24 protein-coding genes, 1 riboswitch and 1 other annotated feature are annotated in these 25065 nt (G+C 40.8%); of the genes, 12 read left to right on the top strand and 12 right to left on the bottom strand.

Annotated elements, in window-relative coordinates; all coding sequences use genetic code 11:
- Positions 1–5: 5 nt before the first annotated feature.
- Entirely contained in the window at positions 6–1643 is a 1638-nt protein-coding gene (locus tag LC090_RS05845; RefSeq protein ID WP_226656173.1) for a putative polysaccharide biosynthesis protein, read from the bottom strand.
- A 194-nt stretch (positions 1644–1837) separates the two neighbouring features.
- Between LC090_RS05845 and LC090_RS05840 the strand changes: the two genes are divergently transcribed.
- Positions 1838–3109 (top strand): NAD(P)/FAD-dependent oxidoreductase, encoded by a 1272-nt coding sequence (locus LC090_RS05840; RefSeq protein ID WP_226656171.1) that lies wholly within the window; start codon positions 1838–1840, stop codon positions 3107–3109.
- A gap of 73 nt (positions 3110–3182) precedes the next feature.
- Here the strand turns inward: LC090_RS05840 and LC090_RS05835 are convergent, their stop codons facing one another.
- From LC090_RS05835 to LC090_RS05810, 6 genes are all read right to left on the bottom strand, one after another.
- Complete coding sequence (locus LC090_RS05835; protein ID WP_226656168.1) at positions 3183–4424, bottom strand: DEAD/DEAH box helicase; 1242 nt, start codon at positions 4422–4424, stop codon at positions 3183–3185.
- 161 nt (positions 4425–4585) lie between these two features.
- Entirely contained in the window at positions 4586–5209 is a 624-nt protein-coding gene (locus LC090_RS05830) for a lytic transglycosylase domain-containing protein (RefSeq protein ID WP_226656166.1), read from the bottom strand.
- A gap of 188 nt (positions 5210–5397) precedes the next feature.
- Positions 5398–5739: a rhodanese-like domain-containing protein gene (locus tag LC090_RS05825; RefSeq protein ID WP_226656164.1), complete on the bottom strand. Its 342-nt coding sequence runs from the start codon at positions 5737–5739 to the stop codon at positions 5398–5400.
- 25 nt (positions 5740–5764) lie between these two features.
- Positions 5765–6073: a rhodanese-like domain-containing protein gene (locus tag LC090_RS05820; RefSeq protein WP_226656162.1), complete on the bottom strand. Its 309-nt coding sequence runs from the start codon at positions 6071–6073 to the stop codon at positions 5765–5767.
- 225 nt (positions 6074–6298) lie between these two features.
- A complete protein-coding gene (leuS, locus tag LC090_RS05815) occupies positions 6299–8713 on the bottom strand; it encodes a leucine--tRNA ligase (RefSeq protein ID WP_226656160.1) in 2415 nt (804 codons plus the stop codon).
- Between the two features lie 62 nt (positions 8714–8775).
- Positions 8776–9005 (bottom strand) — a binding site (T-box leader).
- A gap of 157 nt (positions 9006–9162) precedes the next feature.
- A complete protein-coding gene (locus tag LC090_RS05810; protein WP_226656158.1) occupies positions 9163–9372 on the bottom strand; it encodes a hypothetical protein in 210 nt (69 codons plus the stop codon).
- Between the two features lie 210 nt (positions 9373–9582).
- On the opposite strand from LC090_RS05810, the gene LC090_RS05805 reads away from it, so the two are divergent.
- Complete coding sequence (locus LC090_RS05805; protein WP_226656156.1) at positions 9583–10155, top strand: class I SAM-dependent methyltransferase; 573 nt, start codon at positions 9583–9585, stop codon at positions 10153–10155.
- A 28-nt stretch (positions 10156–10183) separates the two neighbouring features.
- On the opposite strand, the gene LC090_RS05800 is transcribed toward LC090_RS05805, so the two are convergent.
- The 3 genes from LC090_RS05800 to LC090_RS05790 form a co-directional block, all read right to left on the bottom strand.
- Positions 10184–10486: a hypothetical protein gene (locus tag LC090_RS05800; RefSeq protein ID WP_226656154.1), complete on the bottom strand. Its 303-nt coding sequence runs from the start codon at positions 10484–10486 to the stop codon at positions 10184–10186.
- A gap of 66 nt (positions 10487–10552) precedes the next feature.
- Entirely contained in the window at positions 10553–11623 is a 1071-nt protein-coding gene (locus LC090_RS05795; RefSeq protein ID WP_226656152.1) for a tetraprenyl-beta-curcumene synthase family protein, read from the bottom strand.
- 17 nt (positions 11624–11640) lie between these two features.
- Positions 11641–12453: an alpha/beta hydrolase gene (locus tag LC090_RS05790; RefSeq protein WP_226656149.1), complete on the bottom strand. Its 813-nt coding sequence runs from the start codon at positions 12451–12453 to the stop codon at positions 11641–11643.
- Between the two features lie 72 nt (positions 12454–12525).
- Between LC090_RS05790 and LC090_RS05785 the strand changes: the two genes are divergently transcribed.
- From LC090_RS05785 to LC090_RS05765, 5 genes are all read left to right on the top strand, one after another.
- Entirely contained in the window at positions 12526–13059 is a 534-nt protein-coding gene (locus LC090_RS05785; RefSeq protein WP_425590627.1) for a gamma carbonic anhydrase family protein, read from the top strand.
- 70 nt (positions 13060–13129) lie between these two features.
- A complete protein-coding gene (locus LC090_RS05780) occupies positions 13130–13348 on the top strand; it encodes a hypothetical protein (RefSeq protein ID WP_098444611.1) in 219 nt (72 codons plus the stop codon).
- A gap of 141 nt (positions 13349–13489) precedes the next feature.
- The gene (locus LC090_RS05775; protein ID WP_226656613.1) at positions 13490–14008 is read left to right on the top strand and encodes a phosphatase PAP2 family protein; all 519 of its coding nucleotides are present in this window, start codon (positions 13490–13492) and stop codon (positions 14006–14008) included.
- Positions 14009–14025: 17 nt separating this feature from the next.
- A complete protein-coding gene (locus LC090_RS05770) occupies positions 14026–15171 on the top strand; it encodes a glycosyltransferase family 4 protein (protein ID WP_226656147.1) in 1146 nt (381 codons plus the stop codon).
- Positions 15172–15185: 14 nt separating this feature from the next.
- Positions 15186–16514 carry a nucleotide sugar dehydrogenase gene (locus tag LC090_RS05765; protein WP_226656144.1) on the top strand — a complete coding sequence of 443 codons (1329 nt, stop codon included), beginning with the start codon at positions 15186–15188 and terminating at the stop codon, positions 16512–16514.
- A gap of 192 nt (positions 16515–16706) precedes the next feature.
- Here the strand turns inward: LC090_RS05765 and metK are convergent, their stop codons facing one another.
- A complete protein-coding gene (metK, locus tag LC090_RS05760) occupies positions 16707–17903 on the bottom strand; it encodes a methionine adenosyltransferase (protein WP_224592960.1) in 1197 nt (398 codons plus the stop codon).
- 204 nt (positions 17904–18107) lie between these two features.
- Positions 18108–18217, bottom strand: a riboswitch (SAM riboswitch).
- Positions 18218–19055: 838 nt separating this feature from the next.
- Between metK and pckA the strand changes: the two genes are divergently transcribed.
- From pckA to LC090_RS05735, 5 genes are all read left to right on the top strand, one after another.
- Positions 19056–20639, top strand: coding sequence for a phosphoenolpyruvate carboxykinase (ATP) (gene pckA / locus LC090_RS05755; protein WP_226656142.1), 1584 nt, complete (start codon positions 19056–19058; stop codon positions 20637–20639).
- 251 nt (positions 20640–20890) lie between these two features.
- Positions 20891–21886, top strand: coding sequence for an ABC transporter substrate-binding protein (locus LC090_RS05750; protein WP_226656140.1), 996 nt, complete (start codon positions 20891–20893; stop codon positions 21884–21886).
- An 11-nt stretch (positions 21887–21897) separates the two neighbouring features.
- Entirely contained in the window at positions 21898–22674 is a 777-nt protein-coding gene (locus tag LC090_RS05745; RefSeq protein WP_226656137.1) for an ABC transporter ATP-binding protein, read from the top strand.
- Positions 22655–23455, top strand: a complete 801-nt coding sequence (locus LC090_RS05740) for an ABC transporter permease (protein ID WP_226656135.1) — start codon at positions 22655–22657, stop codon at positions 23453–23455. Before LC090_RS05745 ends, LC090_RS05740 begins: the two co-directional genes overlap by 20 nt.
- A 178-nt stretch (positions 23456–23633) precedes the next feature.
- Positions 23634–24488: a cation diffusion facilitator family transporter gene (locus tag LC090_RS05735; RefSeq protein ID WP_226656132.1), complete on the top strand. Its 855-nt coding sequence runs from the start codon at positions 23634–23636 to the stop codon at positions 24486–24488.
- Positions 24489–24557: 69 nt separating this feature from the next.
- On the opposite strand, the gene ytkD is transcribed toward LC090_RS05735, so the two are convergent.
- Complete coding sequence (gene ytkD / locus LC090_RS05730; protein WP_226656130.1) at positions 24558–25028, bottom strand: RNA deprotection pyrophosphohydrolase; 471 nt, start codon at positions 25026–25028, stop codon at positions 24558–24560.
- Between the last annotated feature and the right edge of the window lie 37 nt (positions 25029–25065).

Below are 25065 nucleotides of genomic sequence, written 5' to 3'. Positions count from 1 at the left end.
ATTTTTTATCGTCTTTTTAATAATGAGAATCGTTCACCTAATATTATTCCAGCAAGATTGGAACGGTACGAAAGCCAAAGGAACACGATTCCCCCTACCGTAACTCCAATCAATAGATTAATAATAGAGTACAACATGCTTCCTCCCTCGCTTTTGGAGAGGTATAAATTAGGCATAACGGATTCTAGTGGAAGAATGGCCAATTTAGAGGCAACTGCCATAATCGCCACAAAGATACCAATCAGCAACAATCTCCTTGAAAGGAATCCAAACTCATAATCTGTATATTTCTTAATAATGACGATCGTTATCAATACTGACGTAAGCAAACCAATATTCGTAGCAAGTATAGAACCTTTCCCTTCAAATAGTGTGACAAATGGGTAGGTCAATCCTGCTTTTAAAACGAGGCCTGCCAGTAAGCTATATACGGCAAATTTTTGTTTATTGATCCCCTGCAAAATAGCGGCTGTTACAGAAAATAGTGCAAACAGTATAGCCGTTGGAGCATACCACATCAATAACCAACTACCAAGCTCTTGATTCACGGTTGGGTACAGCACCCTAAAAATCGGTTCAGCTAAAACAGCTAGCCCAATTGCAGCTGGCGTCGTTAAGAACAATAAAATCTGGAATGTTTGGGTCAGCTGATTTTGCAATGCTCCTTCTCGATTCGCCGTAAATGATTTTGTAATAGCTGGGATAATCGTCATTGAAAGAGCGGTAGCAAGCGAAACTGGAATCATTATTAACTTATGAGCGAGTCCTGTGATAATGGCAAAAACTTCTTCATACGCAGGTTTATCGTACCCGATACTTTTTAATGCTGGGTTAATCAGCAACGTATCAATTTGCAAATACAAAGGAATAGCTAGACCTACGACAACAAACGGAAGAGCATACGTAATAATCTCTTTGTACATATCCTTTAGGGATACATTATGATCTACAGTACTTTCAGCAAGGTGACGATCAAGCGTAGGCTTACGTTTTCTGTAATACCAGAAAACGACCATCAGACCACCGACCGCTCCTACAAATGCACCAAATGTGGCGTACGTAGCTGCTGTTGCTTCATCTCCATCCATAAACTTCATAATGATTACACTGGAAACAAGAATAAATACGATACGAAAAATTTGTTCCACTACCTGAGACACTGCTGTCGGTCCCATCGATTGCAGCCCCTGGAAAAAACCTCGCGTTAAACTCATAATTGGAACGATTAATAATGCCATACTCACAACACGAATAACCAGGGTCACATCGGCAATCGTATTCCCTTCGTTCCCCTCATCAATGACAACATGAGCAATTGGTTCCGCCATTAAAAAGAGTGCTAAAAACGCAATGAACCCAGTAAGAGACATTAAAAGAAGTCCTGATTTAAACAGTCTCCTACCCGTTCGATAATCACCGAGAGTATGATATTTAGATACAAATTTTGAAACAGCCAGTGGAATTCCAACCGTAGATAGGCTGAGCATAATGGTATACGGAGTATACGCGTACGTGTAAAGGGCAACACCCTGTGTACCAACAAGAGCTGTAAAAGGAAACATATAAATCATACCAATTATTCTAGAAAAAAGGGTTGCTGCTGATAGTAACATCGTCCCTCTAATCACATTTGAATCAGACATTTCTCCATCTCCTACTTCTAACCATTCAACTAGATCCATTCGTCATCTATCAACAATTTTCAACAGTTCTATAAATACACTTCTCCATTTTAAGCTATTTAGCTAGTAACAACAAATATAAATTTTTGTGAAACTTTATTAAGAGGAGTGAATTGTGGTATGTTTGTGTGTAGCAAAATGAGAGAGGTGTAAGTATGAACTACGATGTCATTGTGATTGGCGGTGGTCCGTCTGGACTCATGGCGTCTGTATCAGCAGCGGAACATGGAGCAAAGGTGCTTCTCATTGATAAAGGAAATAAACTCGGGCGGAAACTAGCGATTTCTGGAGGCGGTCGTTGTAACGTGACAAACCGACTTCCACTTGATGAACTGATTAAATTCATTCCAGGTAACGGAAAATTCTTATACAGTGCGTTCAATATTTTTAATAACGAAGACATTATTGCATTTTTTGAAGACCTGGGCATTCGATTAAAAGAAGAAGACCATGGCAGAATGTTCCCTGTAACCGACGATGCAAAATCTGTTGTCAATGCGCTACTAGATAAAGTGCGACGCTTAAACGTATCGATTCAAGTAAACACACCCGTTGACAAGGTTCTTTACAAAGATGGGGCCGTTTCAGGGGTAAGACTTAAAACAAAAGAAGAAATTTATTCCTCCAACGTGATCATTGCTGTCGGTGGAAAGTCTGTCCCTCATACAGGTTCAACCGGCGATGGTTATGCATGGGCGGAAGAAGGGGGGCATACGATCACAGATTTATACCCCACTGAAGTCCCTCTTACTTCTAGTGAAGCTTTTATTAAAAATAAGGAACTGCAGGGTTTGTCGCTTCGAGATGTTGCGCTATCTGTTCTCAATCCGAAAGGCAAAGTGATTAAAACACATCGATGGGATATGATTTTCACCCATATTGGACTTTCAGGTCCCGCCGTTCTTCGCTGCAGCCAATACGTTGTAAAAGCATTGAAAAAATTCAATGCCCAGTACATTCCCCTGCAAATTGATGCGGTACCGGACCAAAACGAAGAAGAATTGTTTCGTGAACATATGAAACTTGCAAAAGACGAGCCTAAAAAAGCGATAAAAAACATCTGGAAAAGTAAAGTGCCAGAACGATACATGCTTTTCTTATTTAATAAAGCAGATATTTCTCCTGATACAACGTATGCCCACTTATCAAAAGAGAAAGTGCGTGAATACGTACGATTATTAAAGCAATTCCAAGTAGCAATCGATGGTACGCTCCCTATTGATAAAGCTTTCGTAACGGGTGGGGGCGTATCATTAAAAGAAATTCATCCGAAAGAAATGGCTTCAAAATTCACCACTGGTCTTTACTTTTGCGGAGAAGTGCTCGATATCCATGGATATACCGGTGGCTACAACATTACATCCGCCTTTGTAACAGGATATACAGCAGGAAAAAGCGCTGCGGAAAGAACAGTAGCTACTACTTAAAGGACACCGCAGTTATGAAGTACCTACGACAAGAGAGGGATCGTCCTATGGACGATCCCTCTCTTTGTATACTTTATCGCTTGTTCTTATTTCTCCCACTATCTCGACGGTTCGAGGACCCTGCTTTACGAGAAGAATGACCGGATCTACCTCTTTGATCGTTTCTTCTTTCTTCATGACGCTCTTCACGCTCTGGCAGTGCACCTTCCACGGTCTTTCTAGCAAGTTTCTTACCAATTCCTTTTTCGATCATTTGAATAAACGATTGATCTTTGGCGGCTATGAACGTATAAGATGCACCATCTCCACCAGCACGCCCTGTTCGACCAATCCGATGGATATAGCTCTCAGTATCTTGGGGAATGTCGTAGTTAAAAACGTGCGTTACTCCTTCAATATCAAGACCTCGCGCTGCCACATCTGTCGCCACAAGAAGCTGGATTTTCGCATCACGGAAACGTTTGATGACACTTTCTCGTTTAGACTGAGATAAATCACCATGAAGCTCATCAGATAGATAACCTCTTGCTTTCAAATCACCATTTAATTTACTAACCCTACGCTTCGTACGACAGAAGATAATTCCGAGGAACGGGCGCACTTCGTCAATGGTTTCAGTAAGGGAACCAAATTTTCGTCGATCCGTTGTTTCAATGACGAACTGCTCAATTTCTTCAACGGTTTTCCCTTTCTCTTTCCCTCTAATCTTCTCAGGGGAACGCATAAATCGTTTGGCAAGTTGTTTAATATCGCTCGACATTGTCGCTGAGAAAAGAGCGGTTAGACGACTTTCTGGAGTTTCACTAATGATATCTTCCACTTCCCTGAGGAAGCCAATATGCAGCATCTGATCAGCTTCATCTAAGACAAGGTAAGCTGTATGAGATAAATCAATCGTCTCTCTGCGAACATGATCGAGCAGACGTCCAGGTGTTGCCACCACTATGTGTACTTGCTTATTCAATTGTTTAATCTGTCTTTCTACATCCTGACCACCATAAACAGCGAGTACATTGATATCCTCTCGCTCTTCTACTAACTTCATCAATTCTGATGTAATTTGTATCGCAAGCTCACGAGTTGGAGTAACAATGAGAGCCTGTACTTCTGGTGCTTCTGTATTTATTTTTTCAAGAATTGGCAGCAAAAAAGCGAATGTTTTTCCTGTCCCAGTCTGCGCCTGCGCAATGACATCTTTTCCCTGTAGCATCACGGGAATTGTTTCTCTTTGAATGTCTGTTGGGGTATCGATACCCTGAGCTTCGAGTTGCTTAATGAGACGTGAGTCCAGTCCCAATGTAGTAAATTCGTTCAAATTAGTCACCTCTTGTTTAGTATATCAATAATTTGCATCTTCTTTCAGCTTGCTTCCAGTCTCTCGCTCTGAACATAACGATGTTAAAAGAAATTCTATTATAAAAAAACTGCCTCCTTGACGACTGCTGAAGAGCGGTCAAGTGAGACAGCTTTTGCGAATTAGGTCTGATAATTCCCCATTACTTTTGAAACGTAATTTTGCGTTTCTTGGAATGGAGGGATTCCACCGTAACGATCAACATTTCCTGGTCCTGCATTGTAAGCAGCTAATGCAAGCTCAGTATTTCCATTGTATTTATCCATCATTTGTTTCATGTACTTCACGCCGCCCTCAATGTTTTGTCCGGGATCAAAAGGGTCTTTCACTCCTAGAGAAGCGGCAGTCGCAGGCATTAATTGCATTAACCCCATAGCCCCAGCACCGCTCACGCTATTTGACTTATAGCCTGATTCTTGTTTAATAATGGCATGAATGAGCTTAGGATCAACGCTATACTTCGCCGATAATTCTTCAATATAGCCATCGATTTCAAGCGATGAAGAAGAATAAGGGATGTTAGACGGCATGGAGATTGGAGATTCAGTTGAAGCAGATAATTCCGCCGGGGTTGAGGAAAACGTTAATTCTGGAGCGATTTCCTGTCCATGTATCTGGTTAGAGAGAGCTTGTTCAAGCATTTCAGTAAAGGAAAAAGTGGTCGGTTGCTTACCTATTGTATTTCCTGGCTGCAACTGTCGAAAAGCCTGTAAGTCCATCATAGCACGTATAAGATCTGTCTTCATTTCAACACCCCGGTGTAGTCTTTTCCATCATTATACCAGATTGAGGGTAGCAGTAAATTGCTTTTTCTTAAAGCAATTTATTTGGAATACGAATCAAAAAGTGCTATGATTTATTAAACTTATCAACTTACTTGGATTAAAACTTCAGGAAAACGTCTTTTAGAGACCAGCTCCAAAAGACGCTAGTATTACGAAACAGTCATGTAATAAATGGGTTGTTTGCGCTGTTTCATAAGGATCTTCACAGCGAGTCGTGCTGCTTTACGATCCTCCGCAAGAACAATGATTTCTTTATCACAAACTTCATTTTCTTTCGTCTGTCTTCCTAAATAAGAAAGCGGAATATTCTTTGCTTTTTCATAAGGCGTACGGTGTGAAAGAATATAATCTCTCACATCAATGAGACAGTATTTATCATCATCAAACCGATCTAACTGAATCGGCTTCATATAAGAATATGGATAAACTACTCGCCATAATCCTAAAGTCAAGGCAGCCATTAGCGCACCAGCCATTCCCCATATCGCCATTCAAACTCTCTCCTTTTTAGCAGGGTTATTTCACGTTACCCTCCCATTTCATCATACCGCCAACCATGTTTTTCACTTCATAACCAGCTTCTTGCAAATATTCACACGCGCGTTCACTACGGCGTCCTGAACGACAAATCATAATATGCTCTTCATCTTTATTTATTTCATTAAGTCGTTCCGGAAGTGTTCCAAGACGAATGTGCTTTGCTTCAGGAATCATTCCCTCTTCTACTTCCTCATCTTCACGTACATCGATTAACGAAACGTTTTTCCCATTATTAAGTAGCTCTTGAACCTCTTCAGGTGTAACTGTCTTAATTTCTTTACTCATAAAAAACATACCCCTTTCGTACAATTCTCATATGATTTTTCAATAATATTCACTTTAACAAATTCAATCGTACATGATTTGTTTGTTCAATACAAGAAATCTCTCTTCTACTCATCTTAGTAGTATTCTCCACTCGAGGAAAGGGTTATTCTAAAAAAACTGTCCATTTTCATTCACCATTTCCATACAAAAAACCCTCTCCATCATCTAGGAGAGGGCGTGGTGTTAATTGGCTACAATATTCACTAGTTTACCTGGAACTGCAATAACTTTGCGAAGTGTTTTGCCATCAAGTTGACCTTTAATTTTCTCATGCTCTAACGCAATTTCCTGCATTTCATCACGAGAGGCTTCTGAAGGAATGGATATCTTAGCACGTAGCTTTCCATTAATCTGTACAACAATTTCAACTTCGTCTACTGTAAGTTTGCTTTCATCAAACATTGGCCAGTTTGCGTATGCAAGTGACTCGCTGTGACCTAGTGCACTCCATAGTTCTTCCGCAAGGTGAGGTGCGATAGGTGAAAGCAACTTCACAAATCCTTCCATTAAAGTAACCGAAACTTTTTCCTGCTTATACGCCTCATTTACAAATACCATCATTTGAGAAATAGCGGTATTAAAGCGAAGTGCTTCCATGTCTTCGGTTACTTTCTTAACCGTTTCATGGTAAACCCGCTCCATATCTTCTCCCGAATTTTCTTCAGAAATGGAAGACTTAGTTAGATCACCTTCACCAAACAAACGCCATACACGATCAAGGAAACGACGAGCGCCATCCAGACCATTGTTTGACCATGCAATCGACCCTTCAAATGGCCCCATAAACATTTCATATAGACGAAGCGTGTCTGCACCATGGCTTTCAACAATTTCATCTGGATTTACTACGTTTCCTTTTGATTTACTCATTTTCTCGTTGTTTTCACCAAGAATCATTCCCTGATTGCGAAGGCGTTGGAATGGTTCTTTCGTTGGCACTACACCGATATCATACAGGACTTTATGCCAGAAACGCGCATATAGCAAGTGAAGCACCGCATGCTCTGCACCACCGATATACATATCGACCGGCAACCACTCATCCAGCTTCTTCGGATCAGCTAGCATTTCATCATTATCCGGATCGATGTATCGAAGGTAATACCAGCAGCTACCAGCCCACTGTGGCATTGTATTGGTTTCACGACGACCTTTCATTCCTGTTCTAGGGTCAACAACGTTCAACCAATCCTCGATATTCGCGAGTGGTGATTCACCAGTTCCAGACGGTTTAATTTCAGTTGTTTCTGGAAGGACAACTGGAAGCTCCTCTTTCGGAACTGCAGACATCGATCCATCTTCCCAATGAATGATTGGAATTGGTTCACCCCAGTACCGCTGACGGCTAAATAACCAATCGCGAAGACGGTATGTTGTCTTTTTCGTTCCCTTACCTTTTCCCTCTAACCATTCAATGCTTTTTGTAATGGCTTCTTCTTTCTCAAGGCCATTTAAGAAATCGGAGTTCACATGCTTCCCATCTTCTATATATGCTTCTTTCGCCACATCTCCCCCAGCCACAACTTCTTTTATTGGAAGCTTAAAAGCAGTCGCAAACTCATAATCACGCTCATCGTGGGCAGGAACAGCCATGATCGCGCCAGTCCCATAGCTCATTAGAACATAATCCGCTACCCATATCGGAAGCTTTTCATTATTGATTGGGTTGATTGCATATGCGCCAGTAAATTCACCAGTCTTCTCTTTTGAAAGCTCTGTGCGCTCAAGATCACTCTTTGTTTGAACTTTTGAACGGTAGCTTTCAACTTTTGAGATTTGCTCACTTGTTGAAATTTTATCAACAAGAGGGTGCTCAGGTGCTAAAACCATATAAGTTGCGCCAAAAAGTGTATCTGGACGTGTTGTAAAAACATCAATGGCGTCCTTATGACCATCAATCGTAAAGGTCACTTCAGCACCTTCGGATTTCCCAATCCAGTTTCGCTGCATTTCTTTAATGCTGTCAGACCAGTCAAGTTCCTCTAGGTCCTCAAGCAAGCGATCCGCATACTCTGTGATTTTTAGAACCCATTGCTTCATTGGTTTACGAACAACTGGATGACCGCCGCGCTCACTTTTACCGTCGATTACTTCCTCATTGGCAAGGACCGTCCCTAGTGCTGGGCACCAGTTCACCGCTACTTCGTCTACATAAGCAAGACCCTTTTCATAAAGCTTTGTAAAAATCCACTGCGTCCATTTATAGTAGCGTGGATCTGTTGTATTAATTTCTCGATCCCAATCGTATGAGAAACCAAGCTCTTTAATTTGACGACGGAATGTATCGATGTTCTTTTGTGTAAAATCACGTGGATTATTTCCTGTATCAAGCGCATATTGCTCCGCCGGAAGTCCAAATGCATCCCATCCGATAGGATGAAGGACATTGTAACCTTGCATTCTCTTCATGCGGGATAAAATATCTGTTGCCGTATAGCCCTCAGGGTGCCCTACGTGAAGGCCAGCTCCAGATGGATAAGGGAACATATCGAGTATATAAACTTTTTCACCTTGTGCATCATTCTCTGTTTTAAATGTTTTGTTTGTTTCCCAGAAGTGCTGCCACTTCTTTTCAATTACTTTGTGATCAAATGCCATTTCTATTCTCTCCTTCCAGTCCTTACAGAAAAATAAAAAACCTCCCATCCCCGTTGTTTATCAACAGGGACGAGAGGTTGAGAATCTACTATTCACAATTACCCGCGGTACCACCCGGCTTAGTGCTAAAAACAGCACTCACTTAAGACCTTTAACGCAGGCGTACGGGTCACCTTACTCCATTCAGGTTCCGATTCAAAGGTGAGTTCGCAAAGGTTCTATGTTAACTTCCACCAACCGTTAACTCTCTAGCAATAGAATCCCTGGTACTATTCCTTATCATTATCTTTTACTTCACAAATTACGTATATAATTTGTATTGTATGAAGACTTGTGAGAAATGTCAAGAACATTATCAGAATAGCCGCTTTTTTCGTGATTTATACATTTCAAGTACGATTTGTTTTTTATTAGGTCTGCAGCTAAAAAACGCACCCACGCTGGGCACGTTATCCTTTACGATGCTTTTTCTGACTCGCCGAATCATCTTTTGAGTGCGGCTTATCTTTTTCTTCCCTCTGTTCTTCTTTTAAATCTTCTAGCGGGATTGCATCCACATTCATTTCTGTAACATCCTCGTCCAGTTGATTCTTTTCCTTATCAGGTAATTGCTCGGGATTATTGGTTTCGCCTTGTTTGTGCTTTTCATTTTTTGTCATATGATCACCTCATTTGTTGTTTACTCTTCTGTACCTCGAACCATATATTCCCAAACCTATAACTTGGAGAATAAGATCGAACGTGATAAAGTCATAACTAGATAGAAACAATTATGTTTTATACGAGTCTAACCTCAGTCAGTTGTAAACCTCATTCAAAAGACCAATTTATTCAAGAATAATTGATATCGTTAGAAAGGAATACTTCTTATGACGCTACAACGTATTTTACCTTTTACAAGAACGCTACTGGAGGCAGTCTTAACAGAAGGAGACATCGCGATAGACGGTACTTGCGGAAATGGACATGACACTCTCTTTCTAGCTGAATCGGTTGGAAAGTCAGGAAAAGTATATGGATTCGACATCCAACAAGAAGCGATTAAATCGACTGAGAAAAGACTGGTAGATGCTGAGCAATCTAGCCAGGTTTCTTTATTCCACGAAAGTCACGCTTCAATTAATCATCAAATTGACTCACACCATGTGGGGAATGTTTCAGCTGCAATCTTTAATCTTGGCTACCTTCCCGGGGGAGATAAATCCATTGTGACGAGGCCTGAAGAGACGATCCAGGCCGTATCAGATATTTTGAAGTTACTTCGCTCAGGAGGTCTTCTGATTCTAGTCGTCTATCCAGGACATCCAGAAGGTAAAATGGAAAGTGAAAAAGTAACGAAATTTACCACAGGTCTCAATCAGTCTGATTACCAAGTTCTAAAATATCAGTTTATTAATCAAATCAATGATCCGCCCTATATTCTTGCTATCAGCAAAAAATAAGGACTGCGCCTCTGCGCAGTCCTTATTTTTATAAAATCCCCATCGATTCAATATGATCTCTTGTTTTTTGATTACCCAATTTGTGTATCAGGGTGTAAATTTCTTTCATGTGGTTATCATAGTCATCATTGTTTTTATCTTCATGATAACTCATCGCAGGGACATGAGCCCGGTATAAGGAAAGTCGACTATCTTTATCAGTCACATCAAAAAGCTCACTAAGCTCATAAATATCTTCCTCATCTGCATCAATTTCAAAATGATAGCTTGATGCGCCTTGATCTTCCAATATTTCACCAGAACTAACCTCGACGTAATAACGCTTCTTCATCTTAAGAGCCCCTTTCGAAATCCTATAGGCTTCTTTTCTCACGAATGAGCGATTTTTATACGTTTATTATTGAGAAGCTTTGTGAAGTCTTCTATAAACCCAGCCATTAAAGTAAAAGAAAATGCTCGATCGTCCACCAATTCGAATGATTTTACGAGCAAGTGAACGAACATCTTTCTGCTCCATTACTTTTCGATCGGCAAGATAGATTCCAAGCAAACCTCGATTAATTAAGCGATGGAAAGAAGAATGAGGAAGGCTTTCTACGCTTTTATCTGCTTCCTTAATAAAGTGGGCAACACGCGTGGCGAGCTCATCATTATCTCTATAATAAAAGCAAAAATTCAAATCACCGCCTGCTCGATCTTCTTCCTGATCAATAAAGTAATCCAGCATAATGTGAAGGCCCTGAACCCATGGGAAATACCCTTCTTTTATCATGACTGCACCGCCTCTTGGCATCATTTCGCCTAATGAGTAAGAAACCAGACAGAAAATCCCTAAAGTCGATCCAGCACATGCTGAGAATTCATTCCATGTCATTTCTGGAAGCTGTTGTTTATGCTGATCAAACCAGCATTTTAACCTTGGAACTCGTTCTTCCTCCGTCACATGCTTATGTACCTGGAGATCACAATAATAATGACAAAGTTCAAGTAAAGCTGGCTGTACTTCCTTTTGATTCGGTAATTCTCGCATAACTTTTTGACACGTTTGAACAAGCTCTAATAGATAGCCACCATCATCTTTTTCCTCACGATATCGATAATAGGTATTTGATGCTTCAATTTCAGGTGAGAGAGCTTCAATCATCGACTCATGTAGCGCACTAAAGTCTTTTGGATCAAGCGAGGTGCTTCGGTCACATAAGTTATCCAAATAATCGCTAATCGTCTGGTAAGCTGCAATAAATGAAATCGAGCGATCGATCTGCTTTCCAGCAAGCAATCCATAAATGCCTCCACCTTCACAGTGAAACGTTTTTGAATCTATACTGTCTAGCGCCTGCTTTCTAAGTTCAGGATTAGGGATTTGTTCAGCCCGTTTCCTCCAATATTCTAATTCATGGTGAACCCTCGGTAAGACGCGTCGATAAATACTATACATTAGCGTCCAGGGTTGAGTTGGTACTTTCAAGTGATCCCACTCCTGTATTAATTATTTACCTTATTTTCCTTACGCTCTAGTAATTGAAGCTTTAATTCAACGAATGATTTAGCCGTTTGAAAAACATCGTCACGGTCTGGTTCGTTGAACACTTCATGATAAAACCCATCCCACTCTTTATAAGCTTTCTCTGTTAAAGGAATTCGATTGAACCAGGAAATAACGGCATGTTTATCGACAATTCGATCGTCGCCACCCTGCAAAACAAGTAGTGGTAAATTAGGAAACGTTTTTGCGCCTTCATTGGCTATTTTCATCGCCTTAAGAAGTTCACGATACCATCTTACGGATACTTTTTGAACCATTAAAGGATCTTCTTGATCGCGTTTATGAAATTCCGGATTCCGAGTCCCAATATTCGGTTCTAACTTCGAATTTAATCTCAGCGAAGGAACAATTGGATTTAATACTTTGGATAGAAAATCAACACCTTTGTTGGGAGGGTTCATAAGACCGATACAAGGAGATGATAACATCACTCCGGTAAGAGACGGTCTTTTTTCCATAATCGTTCGAATGGAAGCAAGCCCTCCCATACTGTGCCCTAATAAAAATACAGGTAGCTGATAGTCATGAGCTCTCTTAATCCACTTATCAATGGTTTCAATATATTGGTTAAATGAATCAATATGACCTCGTCTTCTTGTGCTCTCTCCTTGCCCTGGTAGATCGCCAAGCACGACATGGTAACCTGCTTCAATCCACTTTGAAACGAGCCAATCATATCTGCGATGATGTTCATTTGCACCATGAACTAACACAATAACCCCTTTTGCATATTCCGTTTCTTTTATACGCATGAAAATAAGCCCCCTTATGTAGGTCCGGTCTTTTTGATACACTACTTTTGAAAAGGATTTCATCTATACTAAATGAAAGTTGGGATTGTATTGCTATATGCTTATCACGATAAAAAACCTCAGATTCATGAAACAGTCTATATTGCGGATTATACTACCATTACAGGTGATGTGACAATCGAAGAACATAGTAGCGTCTGGTTTAACACCACTATACGCGGCGATGTTGCTCCAACAGAAATTGGTAAAAGTGTTAATATTCAAGATAATTGTGTTCTTCACCAAAGCCCAAATAAAAAGCTCATTCTCGAGGACGGTGTTACGATTGGGCATCAAGTTATCCTTCATAGTAGTGTTATTCGTAAGAACGCCCTGATTGGAATGGGGTCCATCATTCTTGACGGATCTGAAATTGGTGAGGGTTCTTTTATCGGTGCTGGAAGTCTTGTCCCACCCGGAAAGAAAATTCCACCTCACTCTCTGGCTTTCGGCAGACCCGCAAAGGTTGTTAGAAGATTAACAGAAGATGATGTGGAAGACATGAACCGGATTCGAAGAGAATATGTTGAAAAAGCAGCTTACTACAAAGAGCAGAAGCCGATCTAGAAAGCGCGCATATTTGTCGTTTGTTTGAGGAAAGTTACCAATACAATCCTAATGGATCGAGGTGGCCTCCGTGTACAAAATGACAATGGTCTTGATCGTGCTCGTCGTCATCACCTTGCTAATTGGCGCATTTATGACGTACAGGCTTGGACAAAATCAAAAAGGTGAATATGATAATCAAGGAAATGCTCGAGTGAAATCTTCTTTTTTTAGTAACCCCATTTTTCTTGTTTACATCATCGCAACAGCATTAGCTATTGGCTATGTTATTTATTTCACGTTAATTTGATGGAAAAGATCAGGGAAGCAATTCCTGATCTTTTTTTGTTTGAATTTAACAATACCTTAAGATTTCGTTAATAGTGGCATTAAAATTCTGCTATATGCTTGAGATAACACATAGGTTGAAGGGGGATTCTTTTTGAGTAAAGTGGTTGGATGGCTTTATGAGCGGGAGTGTACCGTATTTCGATTCGTGAATTTAACATGTCATTCAAGGTATCTGACATCTCTTTTTGGTTTTGTTACTCATGCGGGTGGTGCTAAAGCAACCATTATAAGCACGCTTATGTTACTTGCTTTGTTACCCGCTCCTTTAAAAATCTGGGGATTGCAAGCTGCCTTTGGTCTTGCTGCAAGTCATATACCTGTTCATTTTATTAAAAAGCATTATCCAAGACACCGTCCATATTTGGCAATGCCAGAAACAAAGATGCTCGTCTATCCTCTGAAAGATCATTCTTTTCCTTCTGGGCATACAACAGCTATATTTTCTGTTCTTACACCGTTTGTCTTTCATCTTCCTTCACTGGCTCTCCCCCTTCTTGCTCTCGGGAGTCTAGTTGCCTTATCACGGATCTACTTAGGTCATCATTATCCTTCTGATGTTCTCGTTGGTGTTTTACTTGGTGGTGGATCAGGCATTCTTTCAACACTCATATTAGGTTAGAAGGGGGAAAAACATCCATGAAGCTTGCACTGTTTACTGACACTTATTATCCACAGGTCAATGGGGTTTCGCGCACACTCGGTAAGTTAACCACATATATGGACCGTCAGCATGTCGATTATATGCTTTTTGCACCCGACTGTCAGGCTGATGAAGACCTGTTCACAAGTAATGTTCATCGGTTTACAAGTATGAAGTTTTTCCTATACCCCGAATGCCGCATTGCCCTTCCTAAATTAAGTCTTATACGCAACCAGCTTCAAGGGTTTTCCCCTGACCTACTTCATGTTGCAACACCGTTTAATATCGGCATGTGCGGGTTGCACTACGGAAAAAAGAATCATATCCCAATGGTTGCTTCCTACCACACTAATTTTGATGACTATCTTAAACATTATCACCTTGAATGGTTTTCCCCTGTCATGTGGAAGTATATAACGTGGTTTCACCAGCCATTCTCTAGCACCTTTGTTCCTTCTAATGAAACGCGTAATCGTTTAAAAGAAAAAGGCTTTCAAAACCTAAAGCTTTGGAGAAGAGGGGTTAACTGTGAACACTTTTCTCCGGTTAGAAAAGATCAATCACTAAGAGAACGATACAACTTTCAGGAAAAGTATATTCTCTTGTTTGTTAGTCGATTAGCTCCAGAAAAAAATCTTGAAACATTACAAAAAATCATGTGGAAACTACCGGAAGAACTGAAACAACAAACAAGATGGTTGGTAGTAGGGGATGGACCTGCCATGCCTCACTTCAGAGAAAACGTTCCTAGAAATGTTACATTTACCGGTTATAAAGAGGGAGCAGAGTTAGCAGAGCTATACGCCACTTCAGATCTCTTCATCTTTCCATCAGCTACTGAAACGTTCGGAAACGTCGCACTAGAATCTCTCGCCTCAGGAACACCTGTTATAGCTGCAAATGCAGGAGGGTTAACCGATGTTGTGTCGGGTGAACGAAATGGGCTTTTCTGCTCTCCTAATAAAGAGGACGAATACATTAACGCAATCAAACGACTCTTAACAGATGATACGGAACGAAGGATGATGGGTTATGAGGGACGACGTTATGCACTTTCTCAATCTTGGGAGGCGATTTTCGGACGATTATTAGAGGACTATGAGAAAGCAATCGGAGTTAAAAAACTTGCTCAATACGCATAGAAAGGAGAAAAATAATGAAACTTGCTGTTTTTGGTACAAATGAAATTGGATTAACCGCATCAGCTATTTTTGCCTCACATGGTCACAATGTCGTTTGTACCGATGAGGATCGAAGTCAAATTGATGCACTTCATTCAGGTGAGATTCCTGTGGAAGAAGAAGGATTGTTAGAAATGTTGGCAGAAGCTAAAAAAGATGGTCAATTAAGTTTCTCCGTTAATCGATTAACAGCCGCTTCTGAAGCAGACATTCTTCTGTTCACAGAACCTATTCCAGTTGATGAGCAAGAAAACCCTGATCTTACTTGTTTCTTTCGTTTTATAAGAAAAATCGCCCTCACAATTAAAAAGCATAAAACCTTCATTATTAAAAGTAACGTCCCTCCAGGAACAGCATCAAAAGTAGAAGACATTCTCATCCAACAGGATGTATCTGATCGCTCCTTCGATGTTGTAAGCAATCCAGATTTTATTCGAAAAGGCTCCGCAGTAAAGGATTTTTTGTACCCTTCACAAATCATTATCGGCTGTTCTTCGCTTCGAGCGTGTCGCGCAATGGAAACATTCTATGAACCGATCTCTTCGTCTCTTCAATATATGGACCATTCTAGTGCAGAATTAATGAGATACGCTTATCATACGTATCAATCGTTGCAAACCTCGTGTCTCACAATGATCGCTGTGGCGGCAGAAAAATATGGGGGTGACGTCGAATTGATTCAGGGGTCATTACCAAAGACACCCCAATTTACTGAGCACTCTCTTCATCCCGGCTCTTCTTTTCTAGGTACCGACACCTTAGTGGAACTTGCTTCATTTCGTTCAATGATCAAAGAATCTTCTTCCGCAAATCGAATGTTTAAAGCCATTGAAGAAATCGATCAATACCAACCAGAACTATTGATTCAGAAATTGAAAGATTTCCTAGGTACTCTTCAAGGTGCTAAGATTGCTATTTTTACTTCATCTACCGTGAAAGCTCTACCAGCCCTTCCCCCTTATAAGTTCGTCATTAAGAAACTAAAAGAGGAAGGTGCCTTTGTTCAACAGTTTGATACTGAAAAAACGAGGGGCAAACAAGATAACGAAATGAATACCATTTACGAATCAGTCCAAGGTTGTGATGCCCTTTTATTAATGAGTGAACTAGTATCGGTTAAACAACTGAATTGGGGAAAGATCATTAAAGGACTCAACCTTCCTTTAATCGTAGACGGTCATAATTTATATACGCTCGATGAAATGCGAATCATTGCCAACACCTATGATCTGATTTACTGTTCAATTGGACGACCGAACATTTATAAAGGATTGGGATCCATCTCAGTACAATCCATTCAATAAAGATGATCTGACAGAAGACCCTCCCTTACGATTCCGTCACACCTTCTCTTCCCATTTATGCATGCTAGTAGCCGGTGCAATCCCACCTCTCGCCACCGCTCCGGCTCCCAGATATGGTGGCGTTCTCATTCTTTTCCCCATTGAATACATGAAGGCAAAAAAAAAGAGACCAGTGGCCTCTTTTTTTATTTATTAAATTCCAGCACCCTGTTTAAGGGATTCTGAACGATCCGTTTGCTCCCAAGGAAGCTCAATGTCCGTACGTCCAAAATGACCATACGCAGCCGTTTGCTTATAAATAGGGCGACGAAGATCAAGCATCTTAATAATGCCTGCAGGACGAAGGTCAAAGTTCTCTCTCACTAGCTCCACAAGTCGTTCCTCTGACACTTTCCCAGTGCCAAATGTATCAATCGCAATCGATACTGGTTGAGCAACACCAATCGCGTATGCAAGCTGAACTTCACAACGATCTGCAAGACCTGCTGCTACAAGGTTTTTCGCAACGTAGCGAGCTGCATATGCAGCAGAACGGTCTACTTTCGTTGCATCCTTACCAGAGAATGCCCCTCCACCGTGACGTGCATAACCACCATAAGTATCCACGATAATCTTTCTTCCTGTCAAACCTGCATCACCTTGTGGACCACCAATAACAAAGCGTCCTGTTGGGTTAATGAAATACTTTGTTTCTTCATCAATTAATTCTGCAGGAACAACCGGCTTCACAACGTGTTCCTTAATGTTACGCTGAATTTGTTCAAGTGAAATTTCAGGGTGATGCTGTGTTGATACAACAATCGTATCCACGCGAACTGGCTTTCCAGCTTCATCATATTCCACTGTAACCTGAGTTTTTCCATCAGGACGAAGATAAGGAAGAATTTCTTCTTTTCTTACTTCGCTCAAACGACGCGCTAATTTATGTGCAAGAGAAATCGGAAGTGGCATTAATTCCGCTGTTTCATTACATGCGTAACCAAACATAAGTCCCTGGTCACCAGCACCAATTGCATCAATTTCATCATCGGACATTGTGCCTTCACGCGCTTCAAGAGCGACATTTACACCTGCAGCTATATCGGCAGACTGTTCATCAATTGAAGAAAGAACTGCACATGTTTCAGCATCAAATCCGTATTTTGCACGTGTATATCCGATTGTTTGAATGGTTTCACGAACGACTTTCGGAATATCTACATAGTGCGAAGTTGTAATTTCACCGGAAACTAATACAAGACCAGTTGTTACTGTAGTTTCACAGGCAACGCGCGCATTTGGATCATGCGCAAGAATATCATCCAGAATGGCATCGGAAATCTGATCTGAAATTTTATCAGGATGCCCCTCTGTAACTGACTCAGAAGTAAACAAACGACGATTACTCACTCAAGTACCTCCTTAAGGGTTCTATCTAATTATGTTGTAATGGATACGGTACTCATTTCCCTATTATCCTGTGCCGAAACGAGAGAACGAATTCAATATCTTATCGTCTTACCTTTTTTTATAGTGTCATCAACCTCAACGACATTAAAAAAGCCCTTTCCTTCTATTTAGAGGGAAAAGGAGCTGGTATCTCATGCCTTTCGCCTCTTATCTTCCAAGACTATTGTCTTGCAGGTTAGCACCTTAATCCTGTTGTATAGGAGTTGGTTGCTGAGCTTCATCGGGCCTGTCCCTCCGCCTGCTCGGGATAAGAGTATCCATTCTCGAAATATAATAACGCAGATAAAAGGATGTGTCAATGAAGAAAAGCGAAGGCGAGCGGTTAGAAACGAAGATATTGGAACTCCTGAACTGGAACACGCTTTTTGTGTTCCTGTGAAGGAGTGAAATATCGTAGTTTCTGCGAGTCGCAGCTAGACATGAAAAGCGGAAGTGGGCGATTAGGGTCGACAAGCGCTGGAGCCCTATAAAAAAGAACACGGTCTTTGTGTTCATTTTGTAGGGTGAAGCCATCGAGACCCTGCCCACTGCAGCTAGACACGAAAAGCGGAGCGGGCCTGCCTAAATCCGCAGGATGTTGGAGCCCTTTCGACTGAGACGCTTTTTGTCTCAATCGAAAGTGTGAAACAGTCGGAGGATTTAGCCCGCACAGCTAGACACGAAAAGCGGAAGTGGGCGTTTAGGGTCGACAAGCGCTGGAGCCCTACAAAAAGAACACGGTCTTTGTGTTCATTTTGTAGGGTGAAGCCATCGAGACCCTGCCCACTGCAGCTAGACATGAAAAGCGGAAGCCTCCGGTTAGACCCGGCAGGCACTGGAGCCTTTCAATTTGAACACGGTCTTTATGTTCAGGTTGAAAGGTGAAATTACTTAAAAAGCTCATTTTCATCCCCTCTTATTTTCTCCCATAAAAAAAGCCTTCTTTCATTAAGAAGAGGGCAGTTAAACCTAACCAAATCGTTATTCACCTTTTTTTCACTTTTCAAGCAAAAATACATAGATTAGTATAGAATATTTATGTGAATGTGTTATACTATTTTTGAGTTAAACAAGTCAGTCAACGAAATCTTTCATAAAGGATGGGTTTAACGTATGAAAACAGCTTCCTTCTCCTCACCGTTATTAGATGCTATCTTAAATAAGAACAATCCACATGTGAATTTATCAGTTTCTGAACTGGTTGAACATTCTTTGTTTAAAAATGAAGGGACACTCTCTTCAACAGGCGCACTTCGAGTTGAAACCGGAAAATACACCGGACGTTCTCCTGGGGACAAGTTCATTGTAAACGAAGAATCCGTAAAGAACAAAGTAAATTGGGAAACAAATCAGTCAATTTCCGAAAAAAGTTTTGAAAACCTTTACACAAAAGTATTGAACTATCTTGGTGAGAAAAAGGATCTTTATGTATTTAAAGGATTTGCTGGTGCTGACCAGTCATCAAGACTACCCATCCAGGTGATTAATGAATATGCCTGGCATAACCTTTTTGCACACCAACTCTTTATTCGCCCGAATGAATCTGAGCTTCAAGACCATGAAGCAGGATTTACTGTGATCTCTGCGCCTGGTTTTCAAGCAGACCCTGAAGTAGACGGCACAAAATCTGAAACGTTTATTATCATATCATTTGAGAAACGCACCGTGTTAATTGGTGGTACAGAATACGCAGGTGAAATCAAAAAGTCGATTTTCACTGTGATGAACTACTTATTACCTGAGCGCAATATTCTTTCAATGCACTGCTCCGCCAATGTTGGTAAAGAAGGAGACGTTGCTCTATTTTTCGGTTTATCTGGTACAGGTAAAACGACACTTTCTGCTGATGCTCATCGTTCTCTTATCGGTGATGATGAACATGGCTGGTCCATGAACGGCGTCTTTAACATTGAAGGCGGTTGCTATGCTAAATGCATCAACTTATCAAAAGAAAAAGAACCTGAAATTTGGGATGCGATTCGGTTTGGAACGGTTCTTGAGAACGTGATGATGGATACTCATTCCCGTGAACCTGATTACGATAATACGAGTTTAACCGAAAATACACGAGCGGCATATCCGATTGATGCCATTCCTAATATCGCGATACCTAGCGTAGCAGGTCATCCTAATACGATCATCTTCTTAACTGCTGATGCTTTCGGTGTTCTTCCTCCAATCAGCAAGCTAACGAAGGAACAAGCAATGTTCCATTTCCTTTCTGGATATACGAGTAAGCTCGCTGGAACAGAAAGAGGAGTCACTTCACCTGAAGCCACTTTCTCCACTTGCTTTGGTGCTCCATTTTTACCGTTACCTGCTCACAGGTATGCAGAAATGCTTGGTGAGAAAATCATGGAACACGATGTTCAGGTTTTCCTTGTAAACACTGGTTGGTCTGGTGGAGGCTATGGCGTAGGAAAGCGAATGAAGTTATCCTACACAAGAGCGATGATTCAAGCTGCTTTAAATGGTGAACTGGATCGCATCGAGACAATAACAGACCCTATTTTCGGTTTGCACATCCCCTCTCACTGCCCTGGCGTTCCAGCTGAAGTACTGCAACCGAAACAAACATGGGAACACAAAGATAACTATGACGTAAAAGCAAAAGAGCTTGCGTCTCAATTTGTTAAAAACTTCGAGAAATTCTCAAACGTATCTGAAGAAATTAGAAATGCTGGTCCTAACGTGTAAACTTATTAAAAAGCACCTAAATGGTGCTTTTTGTTTTTGTCTTCAGTTTAAGCATTTTTCGCAAGTGATTTCCTATTAAAACGCTCGAACTATTCTTCCAAAGAATCATAAACCTCCCAAAACAACACACTCCTCCCTCTTGCCTTCTTCAATCATTTTTATATTTGCCAAACACACAATGTTACGAAATTCATAGGCTATAGTATCTTAAACATGAGCCTATCTCATGTAACAACTGTGGGGGCTAAACAATGAAAAAAAGCTGGATATTTCGATGCAGTATTTTTATAGGTGTATTTCTTCTCCTTCTAACCGCATGTGGCAATCATACTGGAAATGATCAAGTACGCATTGCTGAAGTAACACGTTCGATTTTCTATGCACCACAATATGTGGCGCTATCAGAAGGAATCTTTGAGAAACATGGAATTGATGTCGAGCTAACCACAACATGGGGTGGAGATAAAACAATGACCACTCTGCTTTCAAATGGTGCCGATATCGCCTTAGTCGGTTCTGAGACCTCCATTTATGTGTATGCACAGGGCACCGATGATCCGGTTATAAATTTTGCTCAGCTTACACAAACAGACGGAACCTTTCTTGTCTCAAGAGAAAAAGTCGATCATTTTAATTGGGAAGATTTAAAAGGAAGTACATTTCTAGGGCAGCGAAAAGGCGGCATGCCACAAATGGCTGGAGAATATGTGCTGAAACAAAAAGGCATTGATCCACAAAATGATTTAAACCTCATTCAAAATATCGATTTCGCTAACATTTCAAGCGCGTTTGCATCAGGTACTGGGGACTATGTTCAACTATTCGAACCGACTGCAAGTGTTTTTGAAGAACAGGGTGTCGGGCACATCGTGGCGTCGTTCGGAAAAGAGTCTGGAAAGATACCATACACAAGCTATATGGCTAAAGAAAGTTATTTAACGAAAAATTCGGATGTAGCAGAACGATTTACTGAAGCACTTTATGAAGCTCAGTTATGGGTAGATACCCACTCAGCTGAAGAAATCGCAAAATCAATTGAAACCTTTTTCCAAGATACAGACCTGGATCTGATTACAACAGTAGTCGACCGTTATAAAAGCCAACATTCATTCGCCACTAACCCTATTTTAGACCAAGAAGAGTGGAATAACCTACAAAATATCATGGATGAAGCTGGCGAACTTCCAAAGCGTGTCGATTATAGTAAACTAGTCGATAACAGCTATGCAGAAAAGGCTCAACAATAGGAGGAAATACGATGTCTTTCCTTCAACTGAATGCAATCTCACATGTATATTTAACGAAAAGTGCTGCCAAGGAAGCCATATCTGATCTTTCGTTTTCCATTTCTGAAGGTGAATTTGTATCGCTACTTGGTCCCAGTGGGTGCGGAAAATCCACTTTGTTATCAATTATCTCAGGGTTGTTACAGCCAACAGAAGGAAGCGTTTCTCTTCAGAACAAGATGATCGAATCACCTGGAGAGCGAATGGGCTATATGCTTCAACAAGATTACTTGTTTCCCTGGAAAACGATTGAAGAAAATTGTTATATCGGTTTAAAGCTCTTAAACAAATTGACTCCTGAAAAAAAAGAAAGCACGTTAGCATTACTCGAGAGCATGGGGCTTTCTGACGTACGTCACGCCTATCCCGATCAGCTTTCTGGCGGAATGAGACAGCGGGTTGCCCTCGTTCGAACGCTTGCAACTAATCCAGATCTTCTACTATTAGATGAACCTTTCTCAGCTCTTGATTATCAAACAAAACTAAAACTTGAAGATCTTGTCTTCAAAACGTTAAAAGCCCATCAAAAAACAGCTATACTCGTGACGCATGATATAGGAGAAGCGATTGCAATGTCGGACCGCATCATCCTTTTATCTCCGAGACCAGGTAAAATCGCAAAAATTTTTCATGTTCCTTCCCAACTTCAAACGATGCTGCCTTTTGATGCTAGAAATGATGCTACTTTCTCTGCAAATTTCCAATTGATATGGAAGGAGCTTGATTCTCTTGAACAATCTCCTACTTAAGAAACAGCATCAACAGTATCTTAAGAAGTTAAAAAGAGAAAAAAACGAAATAGTAACCTGGCAGATCTTTATTCTATTCGTATTTCTCTCACTATGGGAACTTGCAGGACGGTACACCTGGGTTGATCCATTATTATTTAGTTATCCAACAAAGATTGCTTCTCTCTTTTTAACAAAGCTTCAAGATGGTTCATTAGTACTCCATACAACGGTAACGTTACTTGAAACGATAGCAGGATTTATTTTGGGGACGCTACTTGGAACTCTTTTCGCTGCTATTCTATGGTGGTCAAGGAAAGCGTCTAGAATTTCTGATCCGTACCTTGTCGTATTGAATTCCATGCCTAAAGTAGCGCTTGGTCCCATTATTATCGTTGCACTTGGACCAGGCTACATTTCTATCATTACAATGGGTGCCTCAATTTCAATTATTATCACAACACTCGTGATCTTTCACTCATTTCATACGGTAGAGCCAAATTATATTAAAGTTATTCGTTCATTTGGCGGAAATAAAAAACAGGTTTTTCGCGAGGTGATTCTTCCTGCTTCTTTTCCCGCTATCATCTCTACACTGAAAGTCAATGTGGGGTTATCGTGGGTAGGGGTCATTGTTGGAGAATTTCTCGTGTCAAAACAGGGACTCGGTTATATGATCATCTATGGGTTTCAAGTATTTAATTTCACACTCGTTTTACTAAGTTTATTTATGATTGCGATCTTCTCGTCTATCATGTATCTAGGTGTTGAATGGCTGGAACGGAAATTGATCAAACATTAGCTCCTCTTCAAGAGGGGCTTTTTTTGTTGTAAGTGGGCAAACTAGTTAGCCATAGGTTACAAACCTGTTGTGTTCCTACACGTCTTACCTTTGGCAAAATGATTGCTATAGACCCACCCTAACGCCATCTGCTAGCATATAGAAGAACATATTTCTTAATTAAAGACAGGTGAAGAAAATGAATGCACTGAGAGGCGTATGGCTTAGCATTGCCGCCTACCTTTTCCTTTCCATCATAAAATTAGGTGCTGGTTATCTCTTTGGTTCAGAGGCGCTGTTAGCAGACGGCTGGAACAATGCATCGGATATTGTGGCATCAGTTGCCGTCTTAATCGGAATGAGGATTTCTCTCAAACCCGCCGATCTTAATCATCCATATGGCCATTCTCGAGCAGAAACGGTTTCTTCCCTCTTCGCATCTTTTGTGATGTTTGCGATTGGTATTCAGGTCCTTTTTCATACGGCCACCGTTTTAATTAATGGGAAAGTATCATCTCCGCCACTAACATCTGCCTGGGTTGCCCTCCTAGGGATGGTTGTGATGGGAAGCGTCTATCTTTATAATTCCAGACTTGCTAAAAAAACGGAAAGTCACGGACTAATGGCTGCAGCAAAAGACAATCTATCCGATGCCCTTGTCAGCCTGGGAGCGTTTATTGGAATTATTGGCGCACGATTTAACATGCACTGGCTTGACCCTTTAACAGGGTTCATTGTGGGCCTTATCATCTGTAAGACTGCTTACGATATTTTTAAGGATTCCTCCCTCATGCTGACTGATGGTTTTGATAAAGAGAAATTAAATGATATTGAAGCAACCATTCAAGAAATTGAAGGTGTGGAGACGCTGGTAGATATTAAAGCGAGGATGGCTGGAAATAAGATCATCGTTGATGCGGTTGTAGAAGTAGCGCCTCATCTAAACATTAAAGAAGGACACACAATTACTGACAAAATTGAAGCACAGCTGGAAAAAAAGTACGACATTCGGAATGCGATTATTCATGTGGAACCAGGAAAAGAAACCATCTAGTTATTCTAAAAAGCCAGTACAATGTACTGGCTTTTTGGCTACTATTCTCATTTCCACTTACTGCTTTTACTACAAATAATTAAGATGTTTTAAACTGTACGTCAGGACTTGATCCTTCATCATAAAGCTATAGCGCTCATTTAAGTGGAGGTCTTCTGGGAGCGATTTCAGCTGAACAGGACCTTTCGTTTCCATATAGTCATCTTTTTTCACAAGACGATCGATGTCAGCGTAGTAAACGTTTTTAATAATTGTTCCACCTTTTCCCTCTACTCGGTACTGTCCAACATATTGTAGACGTTTCACAACGCCTCCCGTTTCTTCGAAGACTTCACGAACGGCAGCTTCTTCCGCATTTTCGCCCTTTTCCACTTTACCACCAGGAAACTCAATGCCTCTTCTTGCATGTTCCGTTAACAACCACTGATTATCGAGGCGACAAATAACCCAGACGTGCTTAGGAGCTGAAGAGTATGGGTGGTCCAGGAAAGAAAGAGTTACCTGATTATGATAGTAGTCTGTAAACTTAAATTCGCTCATTTGATAACCTCGTCCTTTAGTTTCTTACTTTATTGTA

The sequence above is a fragment of the Guptibacillus hwajinpoensis genome (assembly GCF_020524165.1).
Taxonomy (GTDB): domain Bacteria; phylum Bacillota; class Bacilli; order Bacillales; family Guptibacillaceae; genus Guptibacillus; species Guptibacillus hwajinpoensis_D.
This window is presented reverse-complemented; position numbering and strand designations above follow the sequence as displayed.

What these genes read in the sequence shown, in the direction of transcription:
- LC090_RS05765 (WP_226656144.1), top strand. Translation starts at nt 15,186, where the DNA reads ATGAAACTTGCTGTTTTTGGTACAAATGAAATTGGATTAACCGCATCA.
- LC090_RS05825 (WP_226656164.1), bottom strand. Translation starts at nt 5,739, where the DNA reads ATGGCGATATGGGGAATGGCTGGTGCGCTAATGGCTGCCTTGACTTTA.
- LC090_RS05785 (WP_425590627.1), top strand. Translation starts at nt 12,526, where the DNA reads ATGAAAGTTGGGATTGTATTGCTATATGCTTATCACGATAAAAAACCT.
- LC090_RS05735 (WP_226656132.1), top strand. Translation starts at nt 23,634, where the DNA reads ATGAATGCACTGAGAGGCGTATGGCTTAGCATTGCCGCCTACCTTTTC.
- LC090_RS05830 (WP_226656166.1), bottom strand. Translation starts at nt 5,209, where the DNA reads ATGAAGACAGATCTTATACGTGCTATGATGGACTTACAGGCTTTTCGA.
- leuS (WP_226656160.1), bottom strand. Translation starts at nt 8,713, where the DNA reads ATGGCATTTGATCACAAAGTAATTGAAAAGAAGTGGCAGCACTTCTGG.
- LC090_RS05845 (WP_226656173.1), bottom strand. Translation starts at nt 1,643, where the DNA reads ATGTCTGATTCAAATGTGATTAGAGGGACGATGTTACTATCAGCAGCA.
- ytkD (WP_226656130.1), bottom strand. Translation starts at nt 25,028, where the DNA reads ATGAGCGAATTTAAGTTTACAGACTACTATCATAATCAGGTAACTCTT.
- pckA (WP_226656142.1), top strand. Translation starts at nt 19,056, where the DNA reads ATGAAAACAGCTTCCTTCTCCTCACCGTTATTAGATGCTATCTTAAAT.
- LC090_RS05810 (WP_226656158.1), bottom strand. Translation starts at nt 9,372, where the DNA reads ATGACAAAAAATGAAAAGCACAAACAAGGCGAAACCAATAATCCCGAG.
- LC090_RS05805 (WP_226656156.1), top strand. Translation starts at nt 9,583, where the DNA reads ATGACGCTACAACGTATTTTACCTTTTACAAGAACGCTACTGGAGGCA.
- LC090_RS05750 (WP_226656140.1), top strand. Translation starts at nt 20,891, where the DNA reads ATGAAAAAAAGCTGGATATTTCGATGCAGTATTTTTATAGGTGTATTT.
- LC090_RS05770 (WP_226656147.1), top strand. Translation starts at nt 14,026, where the DNA reads ATGAAGCTTGCACTGTTTACTGACACTTATTATCCACAGGTCAATGGG.
- LC090_RS05820 (WP_226656162.1), bottom strand. Translation starts at nt 6,073, where the DNA reads ATGAGTAAAGAAATTAAGACAGTTACACCTGAAGAGGTTCAAGAGCTA.
- LC090_RS05840 (WP_226656171.1), top strand. Translation starts at nt 1,838, where the DNA reads ATGAACTACGATGTCATTGTGATTGGCGGTGGTCCGTCTGGACTCATG.
- LC090_RS05800 (WP_226656154.1), bottom strand. Translation starts at nt 10,486, where the DNA reads ATGAAGAAGCGTTATTACGTCGAGGTTAGTTCTGGTGAAATATTGGAA.
- LC090_RS05790 (WP_226656149.1), bottom strand. Translation starts at nt 12,453, where the DNA reads ATGCGTATAAAAGAAACGGAATATGCAAAAGGGGTTATTGTGTTAGTT.
- LC090_RS05745 (WP_226656137.1), top strand. Translation starts at nt 21,898, where the DNA reads ATGTCTTTCCTTCAACTGAATGCAATCTCACATGTATATTTAACGAAA.